This window comes from Geodermatophilus sp. DSM 45219, from assembly GCF_900104025.1.
GTDB lineage: Bacteria > Actinomycetota > Actinomycetes > Mycobacteriales > Geodermatophilaceae > Geodermatophilus.
The window spans coordinates 12,427-29,992 of record NZ_FNIQ01000001.1 but is presented as its reverse complement, the minus strand read 5'-3'; the positions used below and the strand labels follow the sequence as shown (position 1 = coordinate 29,992).

Annotated in this window: 15 protein-coding genes; 10 read left to right on the top strand and 5 right to left on the bottom strand. The window is 71.7% G+C overall.

The window, feature by feature from the left end; translation table 11 throughout:
* Positions 1–29: 29 nt before the first annotated feature.
* The 4 genes from BLR12_RS00145 to BLR12_RS00130 form a co-directional block, all read right to left on the bottom strand.
* Positions 30–1,379, bottom strand: a complete 1,350-nt coding sequence (locus tag BLR12_RS00145; protein WP_143018650.1) for an AlbA family DNA-binding domain-containing protein — start codon at positions 1,377–1,379, stop codon at positions 30–32.
* Positions 1,380–1,541: 162 nt separating this feature from the next.
* On the bottom strand, positions 1,542–2,312 hold the full coding sequence (locus tag BLR12_RS00140) for a hypothetical protein (RefSeq protein WP_091371838.1): 771 nt from the start codon (positions 2,310–2,312) through the stop codon (positions 1,542–1,544).
* Between the two features lie 2 nt (positions 2,313–2,314).
* The gene (locus BLR12_RS00135; RefSeq protein ID WP_091371835.1) at positions 2,315–3,352 is read right to left on the bottom strand and encodes a hypothetical protein; all 1,038 of its coding nucleotides are present in this window, start codon (positions 3,350–3,352) and stop codon (positions 2,315–2,317) included.
* Entirely contained in the window at positions 3,349–5,043 is a 1,695-nt protein-coding gene (locus BLR12_RS00130; RefSeq protein ID WP_091371832.1) for an Eco57I restriction-modification methylase domain-containing protein, read from the bottom strand. Before BLR12_RS00130 ends, BLR12_RS00135 begins: the two co-directional genes overlap by 4 nt.
* A gap of 364 nt (positions 5,044–5,407) precedes the next feature.
* On the opposite strand from BLR12_RS00130, the gene BLR12_RS00125 reads away from it, so the two are divergent.
* Positions 5,408–6,439 carry a hypothetical protein gene (locus BLR12_RS00125; RefSeq protein ID WP_091371829.1) on the top strand — a complete coding sequence of 344 codons (1,032 nt, stop codon included), beginning with the start codon at positions 5,408–5,410 and terminating at the stop codon, positions 6,437–6,439.
* Here BLR12_RS00125 and BLR12_RS00120 read toward each other — a convergent pair.
* The gene (locus tag BLR12_RS00120; RefSeq protein WP_091371826.1) at positions 6,414–7,820 is read right to left on the bottom strand and encodes a recombinase family protein; all 1,407 of its coding nucleotides are present in this window, start codon (positions 7,818–7,820) and stop codon (positions 6,414–6,416) included. The two genes, BLR12_RS00125 and BLR12_RS00120, sit on opposite strands and share 26 nt — an antisense overlap.
* A 30-nt stretch (positions 7,821–7,850) precedes the next feature.
* Here BLR12_RS00120 and BLR12_RS00115 point away from each other — a divergent pair, with 30 nt between their 5' ends.
* The 9 genes from BLR12_RS00115 (at position 7,851) to BLR12_RS00075 (ending at position 17,536) form a co-directional block, all read left to right on the top strand.
* Complete coding sequence (locus tag BLR12_RS00115) at positions 7,851–8,831, top strand: CpaF family protein (RefSeq protein ID WP_255363206.1); 981 nt, start codon at positions 7,851–7,853, stop codon at positions 8,829–8,831.
* A gap of 73 nt (positions 8,832–8,904) precedes the next feature.
* Positions 8,905–9,762, top strand: a complete 858-nt coding sequence (locus BLR12_RS00110; protein ID WP_091371822.1) for a type II secretion system F family protein — start codon at positions 8,905–8,907, stop codon at positions 9,760–9,762.
* Complete coding sequence (locus BLR12_RS00105; protein WP_091371819.1) at positions 9,759–10,700, top strand: type II secretion system F family protein; 942 nt, start codon at positions 9,759–9,761, stop codon at positions 10,698–10,700. The genes BLR12_RS00110 and BLR12_RS00105 overlap by 4 nt, the downstream gene beginning before the upstream one ends.
* Positions 10,701–10,729: 29 nt before the next feature.
* The gene (locus BLR12_RS00100; RefSeq protein WP_091371816.1) at positions 10,730–10,936 is read left to right on the top strand and encodes a hypothetical protein; all 207 of its coding nucleotides are present in this window, start codon (positions 10,730–10,732) and stop codon (positions 10,934–10,936) included.
* Between the two features lie 61 nt (positions 10,937–10,997).
* On the top strand, positions 10,998–11,360 hold the full coding sequence (locus BLR12_RS00095; RefSeq protein WP_091371813.1) for a TadE/TadG family type IV pilus assembly protein: 363 nt from the start codon (positions 10,998–11,000) through the stop codon (positions 11,358–11,360).
* The gene (locus BLR12_RS00090; protein WP_091371808.1) at positions 11,357–11,824 is read left to right on the top strand and encodes a hypothetical protein; all 468 of its coding nucleotides are present in this window, start codon (positions 11,357–11,359) and stop codon (positions 11,822–11,824) included. Before BLR12_RS00095 ends, BLR12_RS00090 begins: the two co-directional genes overlap by 4 nt.
* A gap of 971 nt (positions 11,825–12,795) precedes the next feature.
* Positions 12,796–14,583, top strand: coding sequence for a glycosyltransferase family 2 protein (locus tag BLR12_RS00085; protein ID WP_143018649.1), 1,788 nt, complete (start codon positions 12,796–12,798; stop codon positions 14,581–14,583).
* On the top strand, positions 14,580–16,508 hold the full coding sequence (locus BLR12_RS00080) for a radical copper oxidase GlxA (protein ID WP_091371801.1): 1,929 nt from the start codon (positions 14,580–14,582) through the stop codon (positions 16,506–16,508). The genes BLR12_RS00085 and BLR12_RS00080 overlap by 4 nt, the downstream gene beginning before the upstream one ends.
* Positions 16,505–17,536 carry a glycoside hydrolase family 6 protein gene (locus BLR12_RS00075; RefSeq protein WP_218120482.1) on the top strand — a complete coding sequence of 344 codons (1,032 nt, stop codon included), beginning with the start codon at positions 16,505–16,507 and terminating at the stop codon, positions 17,534–17,536. The genes BLR12_RS00080 and BLR12_RS00075 overlap by 4 nt, the downstream gene beginning before the upstream one ends.
* Positions 17,537–17,566 lie beyond the last annotated feature (30 nt).

Here is a 17,566-nt window from a genome sequence, read left to right as displayed (position 1 = left end):
AACGACTGCCGTCGGCTTCGTGCGGACAATCACACCCGAAAGGGCATACCCTGTCTGCTGCTGACGGATGACGGGGACTGGGCCGCTCGGCGGCATACCTCTGCAAGGTCGCTCGGCTGCGCATGATATGTGCTGGCGCCGCGCCTGATGTAGAACCGCGGCCTGTCGCGGGAGTCGCTGTCGATTACGGCGTACGGCGGGCTTGCACCCGGCTGAACAGTCAGCACCAAAATCTGCTTGGCCTCGACCGTGTACGACGCAATGTCGAACTCGGGCGTCGGGATGACCCGGCTGCGGATCAGCTGACCGAGGCGATCGCGGGACGTCTGAATATCCGCGGCCTCAAGACCGGTGACCGTTGCTTCGTCGCGGTCGAGCCCGAAAACGATCGTACCGCCGGAGCCGTTGGCGAAGGCAGCAGCCGTTTTCCAAGGGTTAGGCGTCCTGGCGTTTTGATCCGGCAGTGTGCCCTTGAACTCCACGGTCGGCCCCTCGCCGCCGTAAACGAGGGCTTCGATGCGCGCTAGCTCGTCCACGCCCGGACGCTGGATGGCCACGCCGGCCGCCGCAAGCTGCTCGTCGGTCATGCCTGGTGCTGCCAGTAGACGGTAGTCCAGCCAGGCGCCGTCGCGCTTGAGCCACAGCCAGGCGTTGGCAGTCGGCAGGCCGTGGGGCAGCGCAACCTCGACGGTCTCCTCTTCCTTACCTGCGAGGTGGATGTTCTGCCGCTCTGTCGGGCTGAAGAGCTCCAGGACCGCGCCGTGCACGTCATTGCCTTGGACTGAGGCCGTCAGGATCGTCGGGCTGACATGGACGGGACCAAGCCAGGCGCGCATGTCGGCAACCCGTACGGTTACCAGCTCGCTGGGGACGGATTCGTGCCGCGGGGCGTCATACAGACCGAGAAAGAAGGCCCGGTAGGCGGCTTCTAGGTCAACGAAGGACGGTCCGTCCGTGCCGACCAGAAAGCCCGGACGGTAATCATTGGCGACCGGCTGAACCGCAGATAATGTGTACTCGAAGGACGGATGCCGTAACCGTTCCCGGTCATGCAACTCGTGGCTGGGGCGATGCTGCGCTTGGACCTGAGCTTGTAGCGCTGGGATGGTCGCGTCATGGCCACCGAGACGGATGGTGGCCCCCGCCGCCCCGGTCAGCGCGGTCACCAGCTGACTGCTCGGCATGACATCGGCCACGAAGGTGGCTCGGTCGTAGGTCCAGGAGCGGCCCGGCCAGGTGGTCGGGCGCGTACCCGTCAGCGCCTTGAGGTATCGCAAGCTCCAACCCTCGTCGCCCCGCTCGAGCAGTGCACGGACCCAGGCCTCACTGCGGGGCGTGCGGCTCGGCAGGTCCGCCAGCTCGAGCGTCTCCCGCTCCACCTCCTCAACCTCCTCCTGCACTCCGATTGCTGCGGCGCCACGGCGTGCGTGTGAGCCCGGCTGCGAATAGCACCGCCTATGGGTCGAGGAGCTCAAGCAAGTAGGTCGGTTCTTGGGACTTGGTCGGCGTACTGCCCGGCGAGCTCCTCGTGTCGGTCTAGATTAGGCGCCCGCGGCGGCGCGAATCTCTCGTGCCATGCGGCGCACCGCGTCATCGATCGACATTCCACCGGGCGGCCGTAGCAGCTCGTACGAGGTTCGGCCCTCGGGCGTCGTTACGTCGACGGGCCGGTACAGCACGAGACCCACGCCGTTGGCATAGGAGTTGGTGAGCATCTGGGCCTGGGCCTTGACGGCCTCGTGGTCGCCCGTGTCACGGATACGCAGCCCAAAGAGCGCGTACACCGCTGGGGGCTGGCGTTGAATCCACGTCGAGATGTCGCCTATCGGCGCAGTCCGCCCAGTCGGCGCGGCCAACTTGAGGTCGATGACGTTCAGGGCGATCTCGCGCACCCGCTTCGGCAGGTCGGCGTTGGCCCGCCGGCCGGTGACCGGGGCGGTCTGGTCGTTGCCCGGATGTTGCGGCGTCCCGAGCATCTTGGTCTCGGCGATGACCAGCGGGGTGCCGGTCGGTGGGTAGCACAGGTCGACGTCGACGTTCTGCAGGAGCACGCCCGGCCGCTTGCCGCGCTGGATGATCGGCAATCCGGTGGCGTTCTGTAACAGGCCGGCGATCAGCTCGTTGAAGAAGCGGCCCTTGCCCTGGTTGTCACCGCTGGTCCAGCTGCCCTTGGCCTGCTCGCTGTCGAAGGCGCTCATCGCCGCGACGAAGCGCTGTTCGACCGCCGAGAAGTCGGTCAGCCGCTCCGCTTCGACCAGCTGAAGCAGTTCGGTGAACAGCCCGAACGGAGGCTTCTTCGGTTTGCGCGCCATGCCTAGTCGGCCGGTTCTGCCCGGCGCTGCCGCGCCAGGCGGTGAAAGTTGATCGGACTGTCGTCGAGCACCCGGTTGACGATGGTGGCGAAGAAGACCTCGGGGGAGAGGTTGGTCGGTACGGCGTCTCGCCGCAGTCCCACCTGCGGCAGGTCGCGCAGCCGGCGGTCGAGCTCGTCCTCAGGCAGGGCCAGGGGCAGCGGCTCCGCGTCGTCTGTGCGGCCGGGCTGCACCCCGGCCGACACCAGCGGGTCCTCGTCGTCCTCGTCCTCGCCGGGCGGCGGCGGTAGCCCGTCGGGCCAGTCAGGGATCACCAGGCAGACGGCGTCGTAGGCGTCATCTTCACGCCCGAGCTTGCCGAGCAGGTCGATGATCCAGGCTGCGATGTCGGCGGATTGCGGCATCAGCGCCGTCGAGCGCAGGCTGTAGAGGAATCCGAGCGCCGCCTGCGGATGCCGGCTGCGCAGGTTCTTAGCGTCGCCGTAGCTCTCCTCGACGCGGTTGGCGGCGTTCTTGCCGAACGATGAGTCCATGCGCTTCGTCGAGATCATGATCTCCGGCCCGGTGTTCCAGGCGGACATCACGACGTCGACCTGCTTGACGTAGTTCTTGCCCAGGATGTTGGCGCTGGCGCCGGTCTCATTGCCGTACGTCTTGCCGGAGCGCAGCATGCCCTCCAGCGCCTCGCGCTGCGGCCGGGTGGCGTCCTTGAGCAGCGCCACCAGTGTCGACGGCAGGATGCGCGGCGGGGTGGCCCGCGGCCACACCAGGTCAGGCTGGAAGCCGACCCGCCGCAGTTCGTAAGCCGTCCAGACGTCGAGCGCCAGTGCCGGCACGCCGGACTGCGAGGCGGCTCCGAGCAGCAGCGGCACGCCGAGCAGCTGCTCGAGCACCGAGTAGTCGGGCTGGTAAACCGGCTCGTCGCCGTCCGCATCCGCGCGCCACGGGATGCTGTACGTCCGGCCGTCGCTGCCGGCAGCGCGTGCAACGATGCGGTCGAACAGCGTCCAGGCTTCGGCCTTGAGGGTCGTCTCGCTCACGGGTGGTGCTTCGCTTCGGCGCCGCGCGCCACCCGGCGGGCGCTCAGCTCGGCGTAGGCTCCGCGAAGGGCAGCTACGTCCCTGCTGGGCAGGCCGAGCTGTCCGGTTAGCAGGACCTCGTCAACGAGGCTGACCGCATCGAGCAGCCGACCGGTGCGCAGCGCGGCGGCAGCGCGCGGCCGGATGGCCAACAGGTCAGCGGCCGCAGCGGTCAGCAGTTCGGGTGCTGGCACAGGCAGCCGGTCGGCCTCCTTGGGCTCCAGCTTGAGCATGCCGCCGCCGTAGGCGCGACCGACGGTCTCGGCGCCGGCCAGCGTCATGGCGTTAAGTGACCCGAGTGGCAGCAGGCGCCGCCCCAGGTCATGCAGCACCGGCCGGAGATAGACCCCGTGCACTGAATTCAGGTGGTAGGCCCGCGCCTGGTTGGTAGTCAGGCGCGGCGTGTCAGCGTTCATGTAGGTCAGGAGCAGGTCAGCTGGTCTCACCAGCGGCACACGCCACCACGGACGGCGCACCCGGCACTTGTAGGCCAGGTCGACGCCCGCCTTTTGACCGGCCTCGATATAGCTCCAGGCAGCGGGCGACGGCTCACCGCCTGGGCGGAACAGCAGGCTGGCACGTCCGTCCGCGCCAAGTTGTCCGATAGCCGCCGGTGTCAACGACAGTCCCCGTAAGTGCCGGCTTCCCGGTGGCGACAGGACGAGCAGGTCCGAGCGCCTGAGTCCCAGCTCGGCTGCCCGGGCCGGGCTCATCGCGAAGTACTTGTTGTTGCCGGTGACCATGCCAAGCGTGGTGTCGCCCCAGGTCTCCAGCTCGGTGAAGTCTGGGCCGGCCAGCAGACTGTCGTAGGCCGTGAGCGCCCCGGCGGACAGCAGCGACGGCGTCCACTTGTCCTCTGGACGGCTCGGTCGCCACGTGCGACCGGCCTCGACGCTCGCCAGGTCGGCGGCGTTGCGCACCTGGTAGACGCTGGCGTGGTTGGTCGGCCCCTGGCCGTAGCCGTCGGCGAGTAACAGCACGACCTCTTCCAGGACGCCGGGGAAGACGCGCTCTTGAAACAGCACGAGGTCGACCGCGCGGAAGCGCTCAAGCAGGAAACGGCGGACATCAGCGGCGTAGTTGACGGACAGGAGCTCGGCGGGCAGCACCAGCCCGAGCCGGCCGCCCGGCTTGAGAAACAGGGCCGAGTGCACGGTGAAGGCAGCCCAGGACGAGGCCAGGCCGGTGAGGCGAACGCCTGCCCGCAGGGCAGCAGCCCGCGACTGGGCGCGCGCTTCGCCAGCAAAGTCCTGGTAGCGGACGTACGGCGGGTTGCCGACCACGGCGTCGTAGGAGCCAGTCGGCTCGACAGCGAAGAAGTCCGCCACTTGGACTCGCGCCTTGACGCCGGCCTGGTCGAGCAGGCGCTGTGCTGCGGCGGCCGACGGCTCGTGCAGCTCGACGCCGTCAAGTACGCCGGCCGGCCACGCCAGGTCGACGGCGGCATCGCCGAGGCGGCCCTGCTGCAGGCACTCAACGGCAGCGATGAGGAAGGCAGCCTCGCCGCAGGACGGTTCGAGAATGTGGTCGCTCGGGGAGCGGACGGCCCAGTCAGTGATGTGGCGGGCGACCAACTCAGGGGTGAAGAAGGCGCCACGGGCCTTTCGAAGCTCGGCGGTGTCAAGGTCGGATGGCTTGAGCGGGGCGACCACGTCCTGAGTCTGACTGACGGGTGTCACAGGATGCGCCGCCGGCCTCGGCGTGTTCCTGTCCGGTCGGCCGAACGGGCACAGCGGGGCTGCCGATGGCCCGCTGTGCGCCAGCGCCTATGCGCTGCCGGGCGGTCGGCATCCAGACGACTACCGCGACCCGCGGGTTCGCCGGGTTCTGAGTGCTGATAGATCGCTTCCCCTGCCGTCGGCGCGCCTGCCTAACGTCACCGTCAGTCCTGCTGAGGCTGTGATGGGTGACCGAGCTCGGCATCCCTTGATCAGCTGGAGGAACGGGGTGCCGCACGGCTGCCCCAGCTGAAGCCGTGCCCCTGTCGTCAGCGCAGGCGTCAACCGGAGTAGGTAGATGAGCCTTCCAGGCAAGCCCTGGACCAGCACCGATAGCCGCCGCGCGCAGCGTCGGACCGGGTGGCCCGACTGGCTCAGGCCAAGCGGAATCACCTTCACGCTGAGCATGTTGAGCGGCGTCTCATATGTGGGGCTGTACGCCTTCGCTGTCGCCTTCCTTGCCCGCTTCGGGACGACGCCGGAAGAGGTCGGTCTGACGCAGACCGCTCTGCTGGTTCGCGCCGCCCTCTTCGGGAGCATCCTGACCGCGGCCGTCTTCGCCGTCTCGCTGATGGCGATCGCAGTGGTGACCATTTGCGGAAAGCTCTTCTGGTGGGCAACGAAAGATGAAGTCGCCCTGATGCGTGACGGCCTGAACCTGGCACGCCAAGGGCTACACCGTGTCCGGCGGACCTCGGCCGGTGGGCAGCATCCGACTCGGTGGCGTTTTGGCGACAGTGCCAGCGTACGCCATCAGACCGCAGTCATCGCAGTTACTTGCGGCGCCCTTGTCGCCTTGGCCGGGATGCTGCTCAGTCCGGCGGTGTTCGGTTCACCTGAGGCCAATGGTGTCGCGGGGAGCCTGTTACTGGCACTGATACTGGTGCTTGCCTTCAGCTTCGTCGCGCGATGGAGGCATGCGGCAGCCGTCGCAGTGACCGCTCTGCTCATAATCGGTCTTGCGGTCGATTGGGCGGGGGCCGCTGGCAGCGCTGCGGCGCGTGACATCGCGCATGACAGCCGAGAGCACGCGGTCGTTGGAGCCGGGTCTGCCGCGGCGGAAGGAGCTCTCCCGGGCGCCCTGGGGGCAGCTGAAACGCATTACAGTCTGCAGGTCGCTGGGCTTGAAGTGCGTATCGTCTGCGTGTACTGGGCGACAAGCGCGCCTCCCTCGGTACCGCAGGCTGTGCTCTACCTTGGCCACGCCAACGGGGTCAGCTTGTTGTCAGACGGCCAGCAGCTGTTCCGGGTCCGCGACAGCCAGGTAAAGATGATCGCGGCCCCATTGCCGGGCGCGCCGAGTATTACCTGCCCCCAACCGCCGCCGTAGGCGCCACCTCGTCCGTGGTCAGCTGCTGCGCGGCCCAGGTCAAGGAAATGCGCGTCGGATCAGCCCGCGGGCCGCTCGCCGGGCCGACATGCTGCAGGGTGATGCTCTCGAAGAGCAGCCGCAGCACCGCCCGCCGCTGCGGCTGGGTCATCCGCGCCCAGGTCTGCTGGGGCGCGTACAGCAGAGCCTCGTCGACTGGCGGGGCGCTGCAGGCTACGTGCAGTTCTTCGAGGCGCTCTGCCAGCGCTGCCAGCTGAGGACGGGCGGCAGCAGTGGTCAACAGTCCTTCTGCGAGCAGTCCAGCGATGTCGTCGCGGCGTTGACGCAGGGCCTGGCGCTCGGTCGCGTGACTTGCGTTGTCCGGTGCTGCAAAGACTTGCCGCGCATCTGGTCGGGCCAGTCGGGCCAGCACGACGGCGCTTACCAGCTCGTCAGCGGCAGCCCGGGTGATGCTGACGTTGCAGCGGCCGGGGCCGGCCGCGACGTAGGTAGGGGCATGCGCCGCGCTGCCACCGAAACAGACATGCCCGTGTTCGGCACAACGCAGGATGCCGCCAAGCAGTGTCAGCTTCTCGCGCGGGCGTCGGCTTTCGCCGCGCGGCCGGCTCTTGAGGGCTGACTGCACTGCCTGCCAGGTCGCTGCGTCGATCACGCCGGGAAAGGCCGCGTCGCGCAGCTCATCGTCTACCTGTACCAGGCCGCCGAGGGCCGGCGAACTGATCAGGCGCTGGACGCCGGAATGGGTCCAGACGGTGCCGCGGCGCGGGCGGCTGCCGTCGCGGTTGAGGTCGGCGGCGATCCGGGTCAGGGCATCGCCGCGCAGCACGCGGGCGTAGATGTCTTTGACGACTGGTGCCTGGGCGGGGTCAACCTCGGGCAGGCCCGGCCTGTCGCTCGCCCGCAGCCCGAAGGGGATAGGGCCGCGCCACCGGCCCTGCGCCTTGGCCTGCTGGTGCGCGCGGCTGACGCGTTCGCCGGTGCGCTCGCTCTCTGCCCGGCTCACGGCCCCCAGCATTCTGGCTACCAGGCGGCCATGGCTCGTTGAGACGTCCCACAGGCCAGCCTTGACGGTCTCGACGGTCACATTGTGGCGCTCGACGAGCTCCAGGAAGTCCTCAAGCTGACGCGGGGAGCGGTGCAGACGCTCCGGCGCCCAGGCGAGGACTGTCTGAATGTGGCCGGCAGTGATGCCTGCGATGAGCTGTTCGTAAGCATCCCGCCGTCGCCCGGAGTAGGCCGATGTGTCGTTGTCGGTGAAGACGCGGCTGACCGCCCAGCCGCGGCGAGCCGCCAGTGCCCGGCAGTCCGCTTCCTGACGCTGAACGCCGAGGCCATCGCCGAGGTCGTCGCGACTAATCCGGGTGTAGATGGCGGTTGCCATGACACCAGTGTTAGCCGATGGTTGATCTGGGTGAACGAGCCGGGCCGGGTGTTCGTCGCCCGCCGCGGCCGGTCGGAGCTGACCACGACGATCCTCGCGCCCGGTGAGCTGGCCGACCTGGTCGAGCGGATGCTGCGCACCTCGGGACGGCGGATCGACATGTCGACGCCCTTCGTCGACGCGACGATGCCCGACGGCTCCCGGCTGCACGTGGTCATCCCGGACATCACCCGGCGCCACATGGCGGTCAACATCCGCAAGTTCGTGCTGCAGGCGCACTCGCTCGACGAGCTGGTCGCGCTGGGCACGCTGACCCCGCAGGCGGCGCGGTTCCTCGAGGCCGCGGTGGTCTCCGGGCTCAACGTGCTCGTGGCCGGCGGCACGCAGGCCGGGAAGACCACGCTGCTCAACTGCCTGTGCGCGGCGATCCCCGCCCGCGAGCGGGTGATCACCTGCGAGGAGGTCTTCGAGCTCCGCGTCCCGCTGCCCGACGTGGTCGCGATGCAGACCCGCCAGCCCAACCTCGAGGGCGCCGGGGAGATCCCGCTGCGCCGGCTGGTCAAGGAGGCGCTGCGGATGCGGCCCTCCCGCATCGTCGTCGGCGAGGTGCGCCAGGAGGAGTGCCTCGACCTGCTCATCGCGCTGAACAGCGGCCTGCCCGGGATGTGCACCCTGCACGCCAACAGCGCCCGCGAGGCGATCACCAAGATGTGCACGCTGCCGCTGCTCGCCGGGGAGAACATCGGCCACGCCTTCGTCGTCCCGACGGTGGCGGCCAGCGTCGACCTGGTCGTGCACGTGGGCAGCGACCCCGACGGACGGCGCCGGGTGCGCGAGGTCGTCGCCGTCCCGGGCCGCGCCGAGGACGGCGTCGTCGAGCTGGCCGACGTCTTCACCACGCGCGACGGCCGGCTGGTGCGCGGCACCGGCTACCCGCCGCACCCCGAGCGCTTCGCCGCCGCCGGCTTCGACCTGCCGGGCCTGCTCGACGACGGCCGGTGGCGGACGTGACCGAGCCCGCGAGGTCACGCGTGGACGCAGCACCGCCCGGCACGGGGTCGACGAGCACCGGCGAGGGAGCCCCGTGACCGGCGCCCTCCTCGGGCTGCTGCTCGGCGTCGGCCTGCTGCTGGTCTGGCGCAGCGGCCCGCGCTCCCCGCGGCGCCGCGACCGCACGCGCAGGCCCTCACGACGTCGGCAGCAGCTGGCCGCCGCGGGCCTGACCGGCATCAACGCCGCCCAGCTGACCGCCATCCAGGTCGCGCTGGGCCTGCTCGCGACGGTCGTCGTCCTGCTGACCACCGGCACGGTCACGGTCAGCCTGCTGTTCGGTGCCTTCGCCGCCGCACTGCCCGTCGTCCAGGTGCGCCGGCTGGTGGTGAAGCGGCGGGCGGACCTGCGCGAGGTGTGGCCCGAGGTCGTCGACAACCTCGCCTCCGCCGTCCGCGCCGGGCTGTCGTTGCCCGAGGCGCTCTCGGCGCTGTCCACCCGCGGGCCGGAGGTGCTGCGGCCGCCGTTCGCCCGGTTCGCCGCGGAGTACCGCTCCAGCGGCCGGTTCGGCGAGTGCCTGGACCGGCTCAAGGACGACCTCGCGGACCCGGTCGGCGACCGGATCGTCGAGACGCTGCGGGTGGCCCGCGAGGTCGGCGGCAGCGACCTGGGCCGGGTGCTGCGCACCCTCGCTTCCTTCCTCCGCGAGGACGCCCGTGCCCGGGCCGAGCTGGAGACCCGGCAGGGCTGGGTGGTGCAGGCCGCGCGGCTCGCGGTCGCCGCGCCCTGGGTGGTGCTGCTCCTGCTGGCCACCCAGTCGGCGACGCTCGAGGCCTACGACTCACCGCTGGGGTCGGCGATCCTGCTCGGCGGCGCCGCGGTCTGCCTGGCCTCCTACCGCCTGATGCTGCGGATCGGCCGGCTGCCGCAGGACGTGCGGGTGCTCCAGTGAGTGCGTCGCTGGCGGGCATGCTCCTCGGTCTGGCCGCGGCGGCCGGCGTCCTCCTCGTGGTCACCTTCGCGCCGCCGTTCCGCTCGGTCCGGCTGGTCGACCGGCTGGCGCCCTACGTCCACGACACCCCGCCGCCGTCCCGGCTGCTGGGCACGGTGACCGAGGCGGGGCTGCTGACCGCCGCCCGGCGGCTGTTCGGCCCGGTGGTCGCCGACGGCGCGCGCCTGGTCGACCGGGTCCTCGGCGGACGGACGGCGGTGCGCCGCCGCCTGGACGCGCTGGGCAGCGACACCGGCGTCGAGGACTTCCGTGTCGAGCAGGTGGTGTGGGGCGGGCTCGGGCTCCTCGGCGCCGCCCTGGTGGCCGCGGTCGGCTCGCTGGTCGCCGGCGACGTCAACGTGCTGTCGATGGCGCTGCTGTGCCTGGCTGGCCTGGTCGGCGGGGTCCTCGGGCGCGACTGGTGGCTGACCCAGCAGGTGCAGCGGCGCGAGGAGCTGCTGCTGGCGGAGTTCCCGGTGGTGGCCGAGCTGCTGGCGCTCGCGGTGACCGCGGGAGAGGGCCCGACCGCGGCGATCGCCCGGGTCACCCGGCTGTCCGGCGGGGAGCTGGCCCGCGAGCTGGGCGCGGCCCTCGGCCGGGCCCGCGCCGGGGTGCCGCTGGCCGAGGCGCTCCAGCAGGTCGCCGACCGCACCTCGCTGGACCCGCTGGCCCGGTTCGTCGACGGGCTGCTCGTGGCGCTCGAGCGCGGCACCCCGCTGGCCGAGGTGCTCCGCGCCCAGGCCGCCGACGTCCGGGAGGCCGGCAAGCGCCGGCTGCTCGAGGCCGGCGGCCGCAAGGAGATCGCGATGATGGTGCCGGTCGTCTTCCTGGTGCTGCCGGTGACCGTCCTCTTCGCGCTCTACCCCGGCTTGATCAGCATCGTCTCGCTGGCGCGATGAGCCCGCGGACACGACAGGAAGGACGCAGCATGCCTGGCTTCACGGGGGTCCTCGCGGCACTGGCCGCGCTGGCCGACCGCCTGCGCGGGGACGACGCCGAGCGGGGCGACGTCCCCGGCTGGGTGATGATCACGGTGATGACGGCGGCGCTCGTGCTGGCCATCCTCATCCCCTTCCGCGAGGCGGTCGTCGCCGCGGTCACCAACGCCCTGGCGTCCGTCACGACCGGTGGTTGAAGGACCTCGCCGCCCCCCGCCGCTCGCAGGCTCGCGGCGGGACGGCGAACGGGGCGGGGCGGTGGTCGAGTTCGTCCTCGTCTCGGTGCTCGTCGTGGTGCTGCTGCTCGCGGTGCTGCAGGTCGCGGTCTACGTGCACGTGCGCAACGTGGTGACCGCGAGCGCGCAGGAGGGTGCCCGGTTCGCGGCCAACGCCGACGTGCCGTCGTCCGCCGGGGCCGACCGCACGGTGGCCGTCGTGGCCCGGGCGACCTCGCAGCGCACCGCCGACGGGCTGGCCTGCAGCTCGGTGCAGGAGACCGACGCCAGCGGTCTGACGCTGGTGGTGGTCCGCTGCTCGGGTGCGGTGCCCACCCTGCTGGCCGGGCTGGGCTCGCTGCTGCCGGTCGAGGTCACCGGCCGGGCGGTGGAGGAGGCCGCGTGAGGTGGCTGCGGGCCCGGCTGGGGATGCTGGCCGGTGAGCGCGGCTCGGCGCTGGTCGAGTTCGTGTTCGTCGCGATCGTCGTCTTCGTGCCGCTGGTGTACGTCGTGGCCGGGTTCTCCGCAGTGCAGCGCGGGGTGTTCGCGTCCACCGCCGCGGCGCGGGAGGCCGGGCGGGCGATGGGCACCGCCCCGGACCCGGTGACCGGTGCGGCCCGCGCGGAGGCCGCCGCCCGGCTGGCGGTGCAGGACCAGTCGGTCCAGGCCACCGACGTCCGCGTGGCCTACGCCCCGGCCGGTGCCGGCTGCGACGCCGCGGGCGGGTACGCGCCGACGCTGGCGCCGGGAGAGGAGTTCTCCGTCTGCGTGACCGTCACGGTCCGCATCCCGTTGCTGCCGGAGTTCGTCGACGCCAACACCGCCACCGGCCAGTTCCTCGTCGAGCGCGACCGCTACGTCGACGGCTGACCCATCCACGGCTGCCGGTCGAGGTCACCGCCCTGGCGGTGACGGCGGTCGCGGGCGTGGCTGGGTTGCCCGAGAGGGCTTCCCGGCAACCTCACCGTGCTCCAGGTCAGGCCGGTGCCCACCAACCCCTTCGACTGACCCACTGCCGCGCTGTTCCACCTACTTCCGCGCCGTTGCAGCAGCGCGGAGGTATCAGGAAGAGCGCGAGAGTGTGAGCGTCGGGGTACTGGCGGCCGAACTCGCCCACTGGCCGGTCCTGCACAGCTCCGGCACTACGCGACGAACGCCAAGTGCTCGTCGTACACGATCGTGTGATCTGTGTTACGACACTCGTCAGTCCAAGTCGCTCCGTTGGGGCACTGTGACGCTTCGTCACCACACTCCGACGGGCAGGGTCACCCGTCCGGGTCTATCCGTGACCCCGAGTGGCACTCCGTGATCGGGTCTGGTTAGCGTCGGTCCGGCTCTCGGGGGAAGGCCCGGTGCCAGGGACGACGTGAGGATCCGAGCGGTCCCCACGGGCACCCGAGGGTGTACGGGGGAGGACACGGTCGCCAGACCGTTCGGGGAACGAGTGGCGAGACCGCCGTCCTGTCACGACCACCGGCCTGACAGGAGAGTCTTGGAACCGACGCACTGCGCCCGTCCGCCCACGCCCGGCGGAAGCCGCCGCACCGGTTAGCCGACCGGGGCCTCGAGCAGGCCCCGCACCCGTCGCCGTACGCCCCGCGTCCGGCCGCTGAGCAGCGCCGGCACGCCGCTGCCGCATGCCCGGCTGCACCGACCCGTGCCCACCGCACGGCCCGTGCCCACGCGGCAGCGCTCTCCCCGGCGTCCGCCCCGTTCACCCTGCAGTACCGGAGGAGCCATGTCCACGCTCGCCCTCGCGCCCCGTCCGGTGGCCGACCCCGCACGCGCCGACCTGTCGTCGTCCTCCCGGGCAGGAGGCAGCCTCACGGTCACGTCCCGACGTGGCTGACGCCCGGCCCGCCTACCCCTACGCCGACTTCAGCGAGCTCGCGGGCCCGCTGCAGGAGCCGGACGGGGACACCCGCGTCCGGTTCCAGCCGGTGTCCCGCGGCGGGGCCCGTGCCCGGGCCTGGCTGCTGGTGACGGCGGCCCTGCTGTTCGAGGTCCTCTTCCTCGTCTTCCTGCTGCGGCCGGCCAACCACCCCGAGTCCACCGGCGACTGGCAGTCGTTCCTGGCCATCGGGCTGATCGGCAGCATCGCGGTCATCGAGGGCCTGCGCCTGGTGAACGTCTTCACCCTGGCGGTGGCGACGCTGAACGCCCGCGACCCCGTCCCGCTGACCCCGCTCACCGGTCAGCGCCTCGCGTTCGTCACCACCGTCGTCCCGGGCAAGGAGCCCATCGAGCTGGTGCGCCGGACGCTCGAGGCCGCCGTCGCCGTCCGGTACGAGGGCACGCTCCACGTCTGGCTGCTCGACGAGGGCGACGACCCGGCGATGCGCGCGCTGTGCACCGAGCTCGGCGTCCGGCACTTCAGCCGGCACGGCGTCCCGGAGTGGAACCGGCCCACGGGTCGGCACAAGGCGAGGACCAAGCACGGCAACTACAACGCCTGGCTCGACGCCCACGGCGACGGCTACGACTTCTGGGTGTCGGTGGACACCGACCACGTGCCGCTGCCCAACATGGCCGAGCGGCTCATGGGCTACTTCCACGACCCGGACGTCGCCTTCGTGGTGGGTCCGCAGGTGTACGGCAACTACGACAACTTCGTCACCCGCGCCGCCGAGTCGCAGCAGTACCTGTTCCACAGCGTCCTGCAGCGCGCGGCGAACCGGTTCACGACCGCGATGTTCGTCGGCACCAACAACGCCGTCCGGATGTCGGCGCTGCGGGCCATCGGCGGGCTGCAGGACTCGATCACCGAGGACGCCGCGACCAGCATCGTCTGGCACGCCAGCCGCAACCCGGAGACCGGCGCGGCGTGGAAGTCGGTCTACACCCCCGACGTCCTGGCGGTCGGCGAGGGGCCGAGCACCTGGCGGGACTACTTCACCCAGCAGGGCCGGTGGGCCCGGGGCACCGACGAGGTCGTGCTGCGCAGGTTCTGGCGGCTGGCGCCGAAGCTGTCGTTCGCGCGGCGGCTGCACTACGCGCTGCTCATGTCCTACTACCCGGCGACCGCGATCAGCTGGGTCCTGGGCGTCACCAACCTGGTCGCCTACCTGCTGACCGGCGTCGCCGGCCTGCTGGTCCCCGCCCAGCTCTGGCTGATGCTCTACGTGAACGCGGCGGTGCTGCAGGTCGCCGTCTACTTCTGGAACCGCCGGCACAACGTCAGCCCGCACGAGGAGGAGGGCTCCTCGGGCATCAGCGGGATGGCGATCTCGGTGATGTCGACGCCGCTGTACGTCAGCGCGCTGTGGGCCGCGGTCCGCAACCGCAACACCGGGTTCGCCGTCACCCGCAAGGGCGCGGTCGCCGGTGACCGGCCGTCCTCCTTCACCCGGCACCTGGTCTGGGCCGCCGTCCTGCTGGGGGCACTGGCGGCCTCGCAGCTGCTGGGCCACACCCACCCGGCGATCCGCGTCTGGGCGGTGCTGAGCCTCGTCATGTGCCTGCTGCCGGTGGCGATCTGGGCCGCCGGGTCGGCCCGCCGGCAGGTCCCCGCGCCGCAGCCGGCGCCGTCCCCGGCCGTCGTCCGGGCGGCCGCTCCCCGCACGCCGGCCGTCACGTTCGCCGGCAACCGCGTCGTCGACGTCCCCGTCCCCCAGGAGAGCTCCCGATGATCCGCCCCAAGCCGCGGCCCGGCCGCCGGCTGCGCAACGCCGCCCTCGTCACCGCCACGGTGGCCGGGCTGGTCGCGGCCAACGGCCCGGTCGTCACCGCGGTGGCCCAGGAGGCCTACACCGACTTCCAGCGCAGCCGGGACGACTACAAGGCGCGGTACGGCTCCTGGGAGACCATCGAGCTGCCCGAGGAGTACCGGGCCCAGGCCGTCCACGCCGCGCTCCTGTACACCGGCAAGGTCCTGCTCATCGCCGGCTCGGGGAACGACGCGCAGGACTTCGAGGCCGGCAGCTTCCGCACGGTCGTCTGGGACCCCGGGACCGGGGAGACCAAGGAGGTGCCGACACCGGAGGACCTCTTCTGCGCCGGGCACGCCTACCTGCCCAACGGCAACCTGCTGGTCGCCGGCGGCACGCGCGAGTACGAGGTGCTCGCCGACGACGTCACGAGGGCCGCCGGCGTCCTCACCGTGAAGAACGAGCGCCTCGACGGGCCGGTGACCCTGCCCGCGGGCACCCGGTTCACCGCGCGCGGCAACACCTACGTGGCGGCGGAGGAGGTCACGGTGCCGCCGGCGCACACGATGACCGACGGCACGCACATGGCCGGCCAGCAGGAGGTGTGGATCGAGGCCGAGGAGGAGGGCGAGGGGCACGTCGTCACGGGCGGCCAGCAGTTCCAGGTCGAGGGCCTGGACGCCGACGAGCGCGCCACCCTCTACGGCGTCGGCGACACCATCACCCTGGACAAGCAGAACTACCGCGGGCTCGACGCCTCCTACGAGTTCGACGTCGCCACCGAGACCTACCGGGAGACCGACCGGCTGACCGAGTCGCGCTGGTACCCGACGCTCGTCGGCACGGAGGACGGCGGCGTGCTCGCCGTCTCGGGCCTCGACGAGCACGGCCAGGTCGTCGACGGCGACAACGAGGTCTACGACCCGGCCACCCGCTCCTGGGAGGACCGGCCCGAGCTGGAGCGCTACTTCCCGACCTACCCCGCCCTGTTCCGCCTGGCGGAGGGGAACCGGCTGTTCTACAGCGGCTCCAACACCGGCTACGGCCCGGCCGAGGAGGGCCGTCAGCCCGGCATCTGGGACCTCGACGACAACAGCTGGACCGACGTCGGCGGTCTCCGCGACCCGGGCTTCAACGAGACCAGCAGCTCGTTCCTGCTCGCCCCCGCGCAGGACCAGCGGGTGGCGATCGTCGGCGGCGGCGGGGTCGGCGACAGCGAGGAGTCCACGGCGCGCTTCGACGTGGTCGACCTCAGCCGGCCCGAGCCCCGGTACGCCCCGGCCGCGCAGGACTACCCCAGCCCGGCGCGGTACGTCAACGCCGTCACGCTGCCCGACGACCGCACCCTGCTCACCGGCGGTTCGGTGGGCTACCGCGGCAACTCGCAGAGCGACCTGCACCTGACCACGATGTACGACCCGCACAGCGGCCACCTGCACGACGCGGCGCCCAACGAGGTGGGCCGCAACTACCACGCCACCGCGCTGCTGCTGCCCGACGGGCGGGTCATGACCATGGGCTCGGACCCGCTGTTCTCCGACGCGGAGAACACGATGCCCGGCCGGTTCGACACCCGCATCGAGGTCTACTCGCCGCCGTACCTGTTCGCCGGCGACCGGCCGGAGGTGACCGAGGCGCCCGAGGAGATCACCCGGGGGAGCACCGTCACGATCGCCACCGAGGGCGCCGACGTCGCCTCGGCCCGGCTCCTGCGGCCCAGCGCCGTGACCCACCAGACCGACCCCGAGCAGCGCTCGGTCGCCCTCGACGTCCGGCCCACTGGCACGGGGACCTACGAGCTGGGCGTCCCCGAGCAGGAGGGCCTGACGCCGTCCGGCTGGTACATGTTGGTCGTGCTCGACGACGACGGCGTCCCCTCCCCGGCCCGCTGGGTCCACGTCCAGTGAGGGCCCGACCGACCCGGTCGGTGCGGGCCGCGGTGCTGGCCGTCACGGCCGGCACCGTGGTCGCCTGCGGCGGCGCCGCGCCGGCACCGGGCCCCGACCCGGTCGCGGAGGAGCCGGGCCGGCTCTCCGGGGAGCTGTGGCTGAACCCGGAGGGGCGCGGCCCGGTCGCGGTGGAGCAGGCCCTCGCCGAGGGGCGGACCGAGGACGCCGAGACGCTCGAGCCGCTGGCCGAGCAGCCGACCGCCACCTGGCTGGCCACCCCCGAGAACCCCTACGACCAGGTGCTGGAGATCTCCGAGGCCGCCGCGGCCGCCGGGGAGCTGCCGGTGCTGGTGGCCTACAACGTGCCGAACCGCGACTGCGGCTCCTACTCCAGCGGCGGGGCCGCCGACGTCGAGGCCTACCTGGCCTGGATCGGCAGCTTCGCGGCCGCGCTCGGGGACCGTCCGGCCGTCGTGGTCCTGGAGCCCGACGCCGTCCCGCAGGCCGTCGTGGGCTGCGAGGGCGTCGACCGCGCGGCGCGCTTCCAGCTGCTGTCGCAGGCGGTGGACATCCTCGACCGGCAGCCGGAGACCTCCGTGTACCTGGACGCCGGCAACGTCAGCTGGGTGGAGGACCTGCCGGTGCTGGCCGACGCGCTGCGGGCCAGCGGCGTCGACCGGGCCGAGGGCTTCTCCCTGAACGTCGCCAACTTCGAGCCGACCGACGAGACCGCCGAGTACGGGCTGGCCCTGTCGCGGGAGCTGGAGGAGGGGGCGCCGCCGGAGGAGGAGACCGCCCACGTCGTGATCGACACCAGCCGCAACGGCGCCGGGCCGCTGCCGGAGGGCGGCCCGGACGAGGAGCGCTGGTGCAATCCGCCGGGCCGGGAGCTGGGCGAGCCGCCCACGACCTCGACCGACCTGCCGCGGGTCGACGCGCTGCTGTGGATCAAGCAGCCGGGGGACTCCGACGGCACCTGCCGCGGGGGCCCGCCGGCCGGCGAGTGGTGGCCGGAGGCGGCGCAGGACCTCGCCACCGAGGGCTGACGGGCGGCCGACGTCCGCTCCGGGCACCGT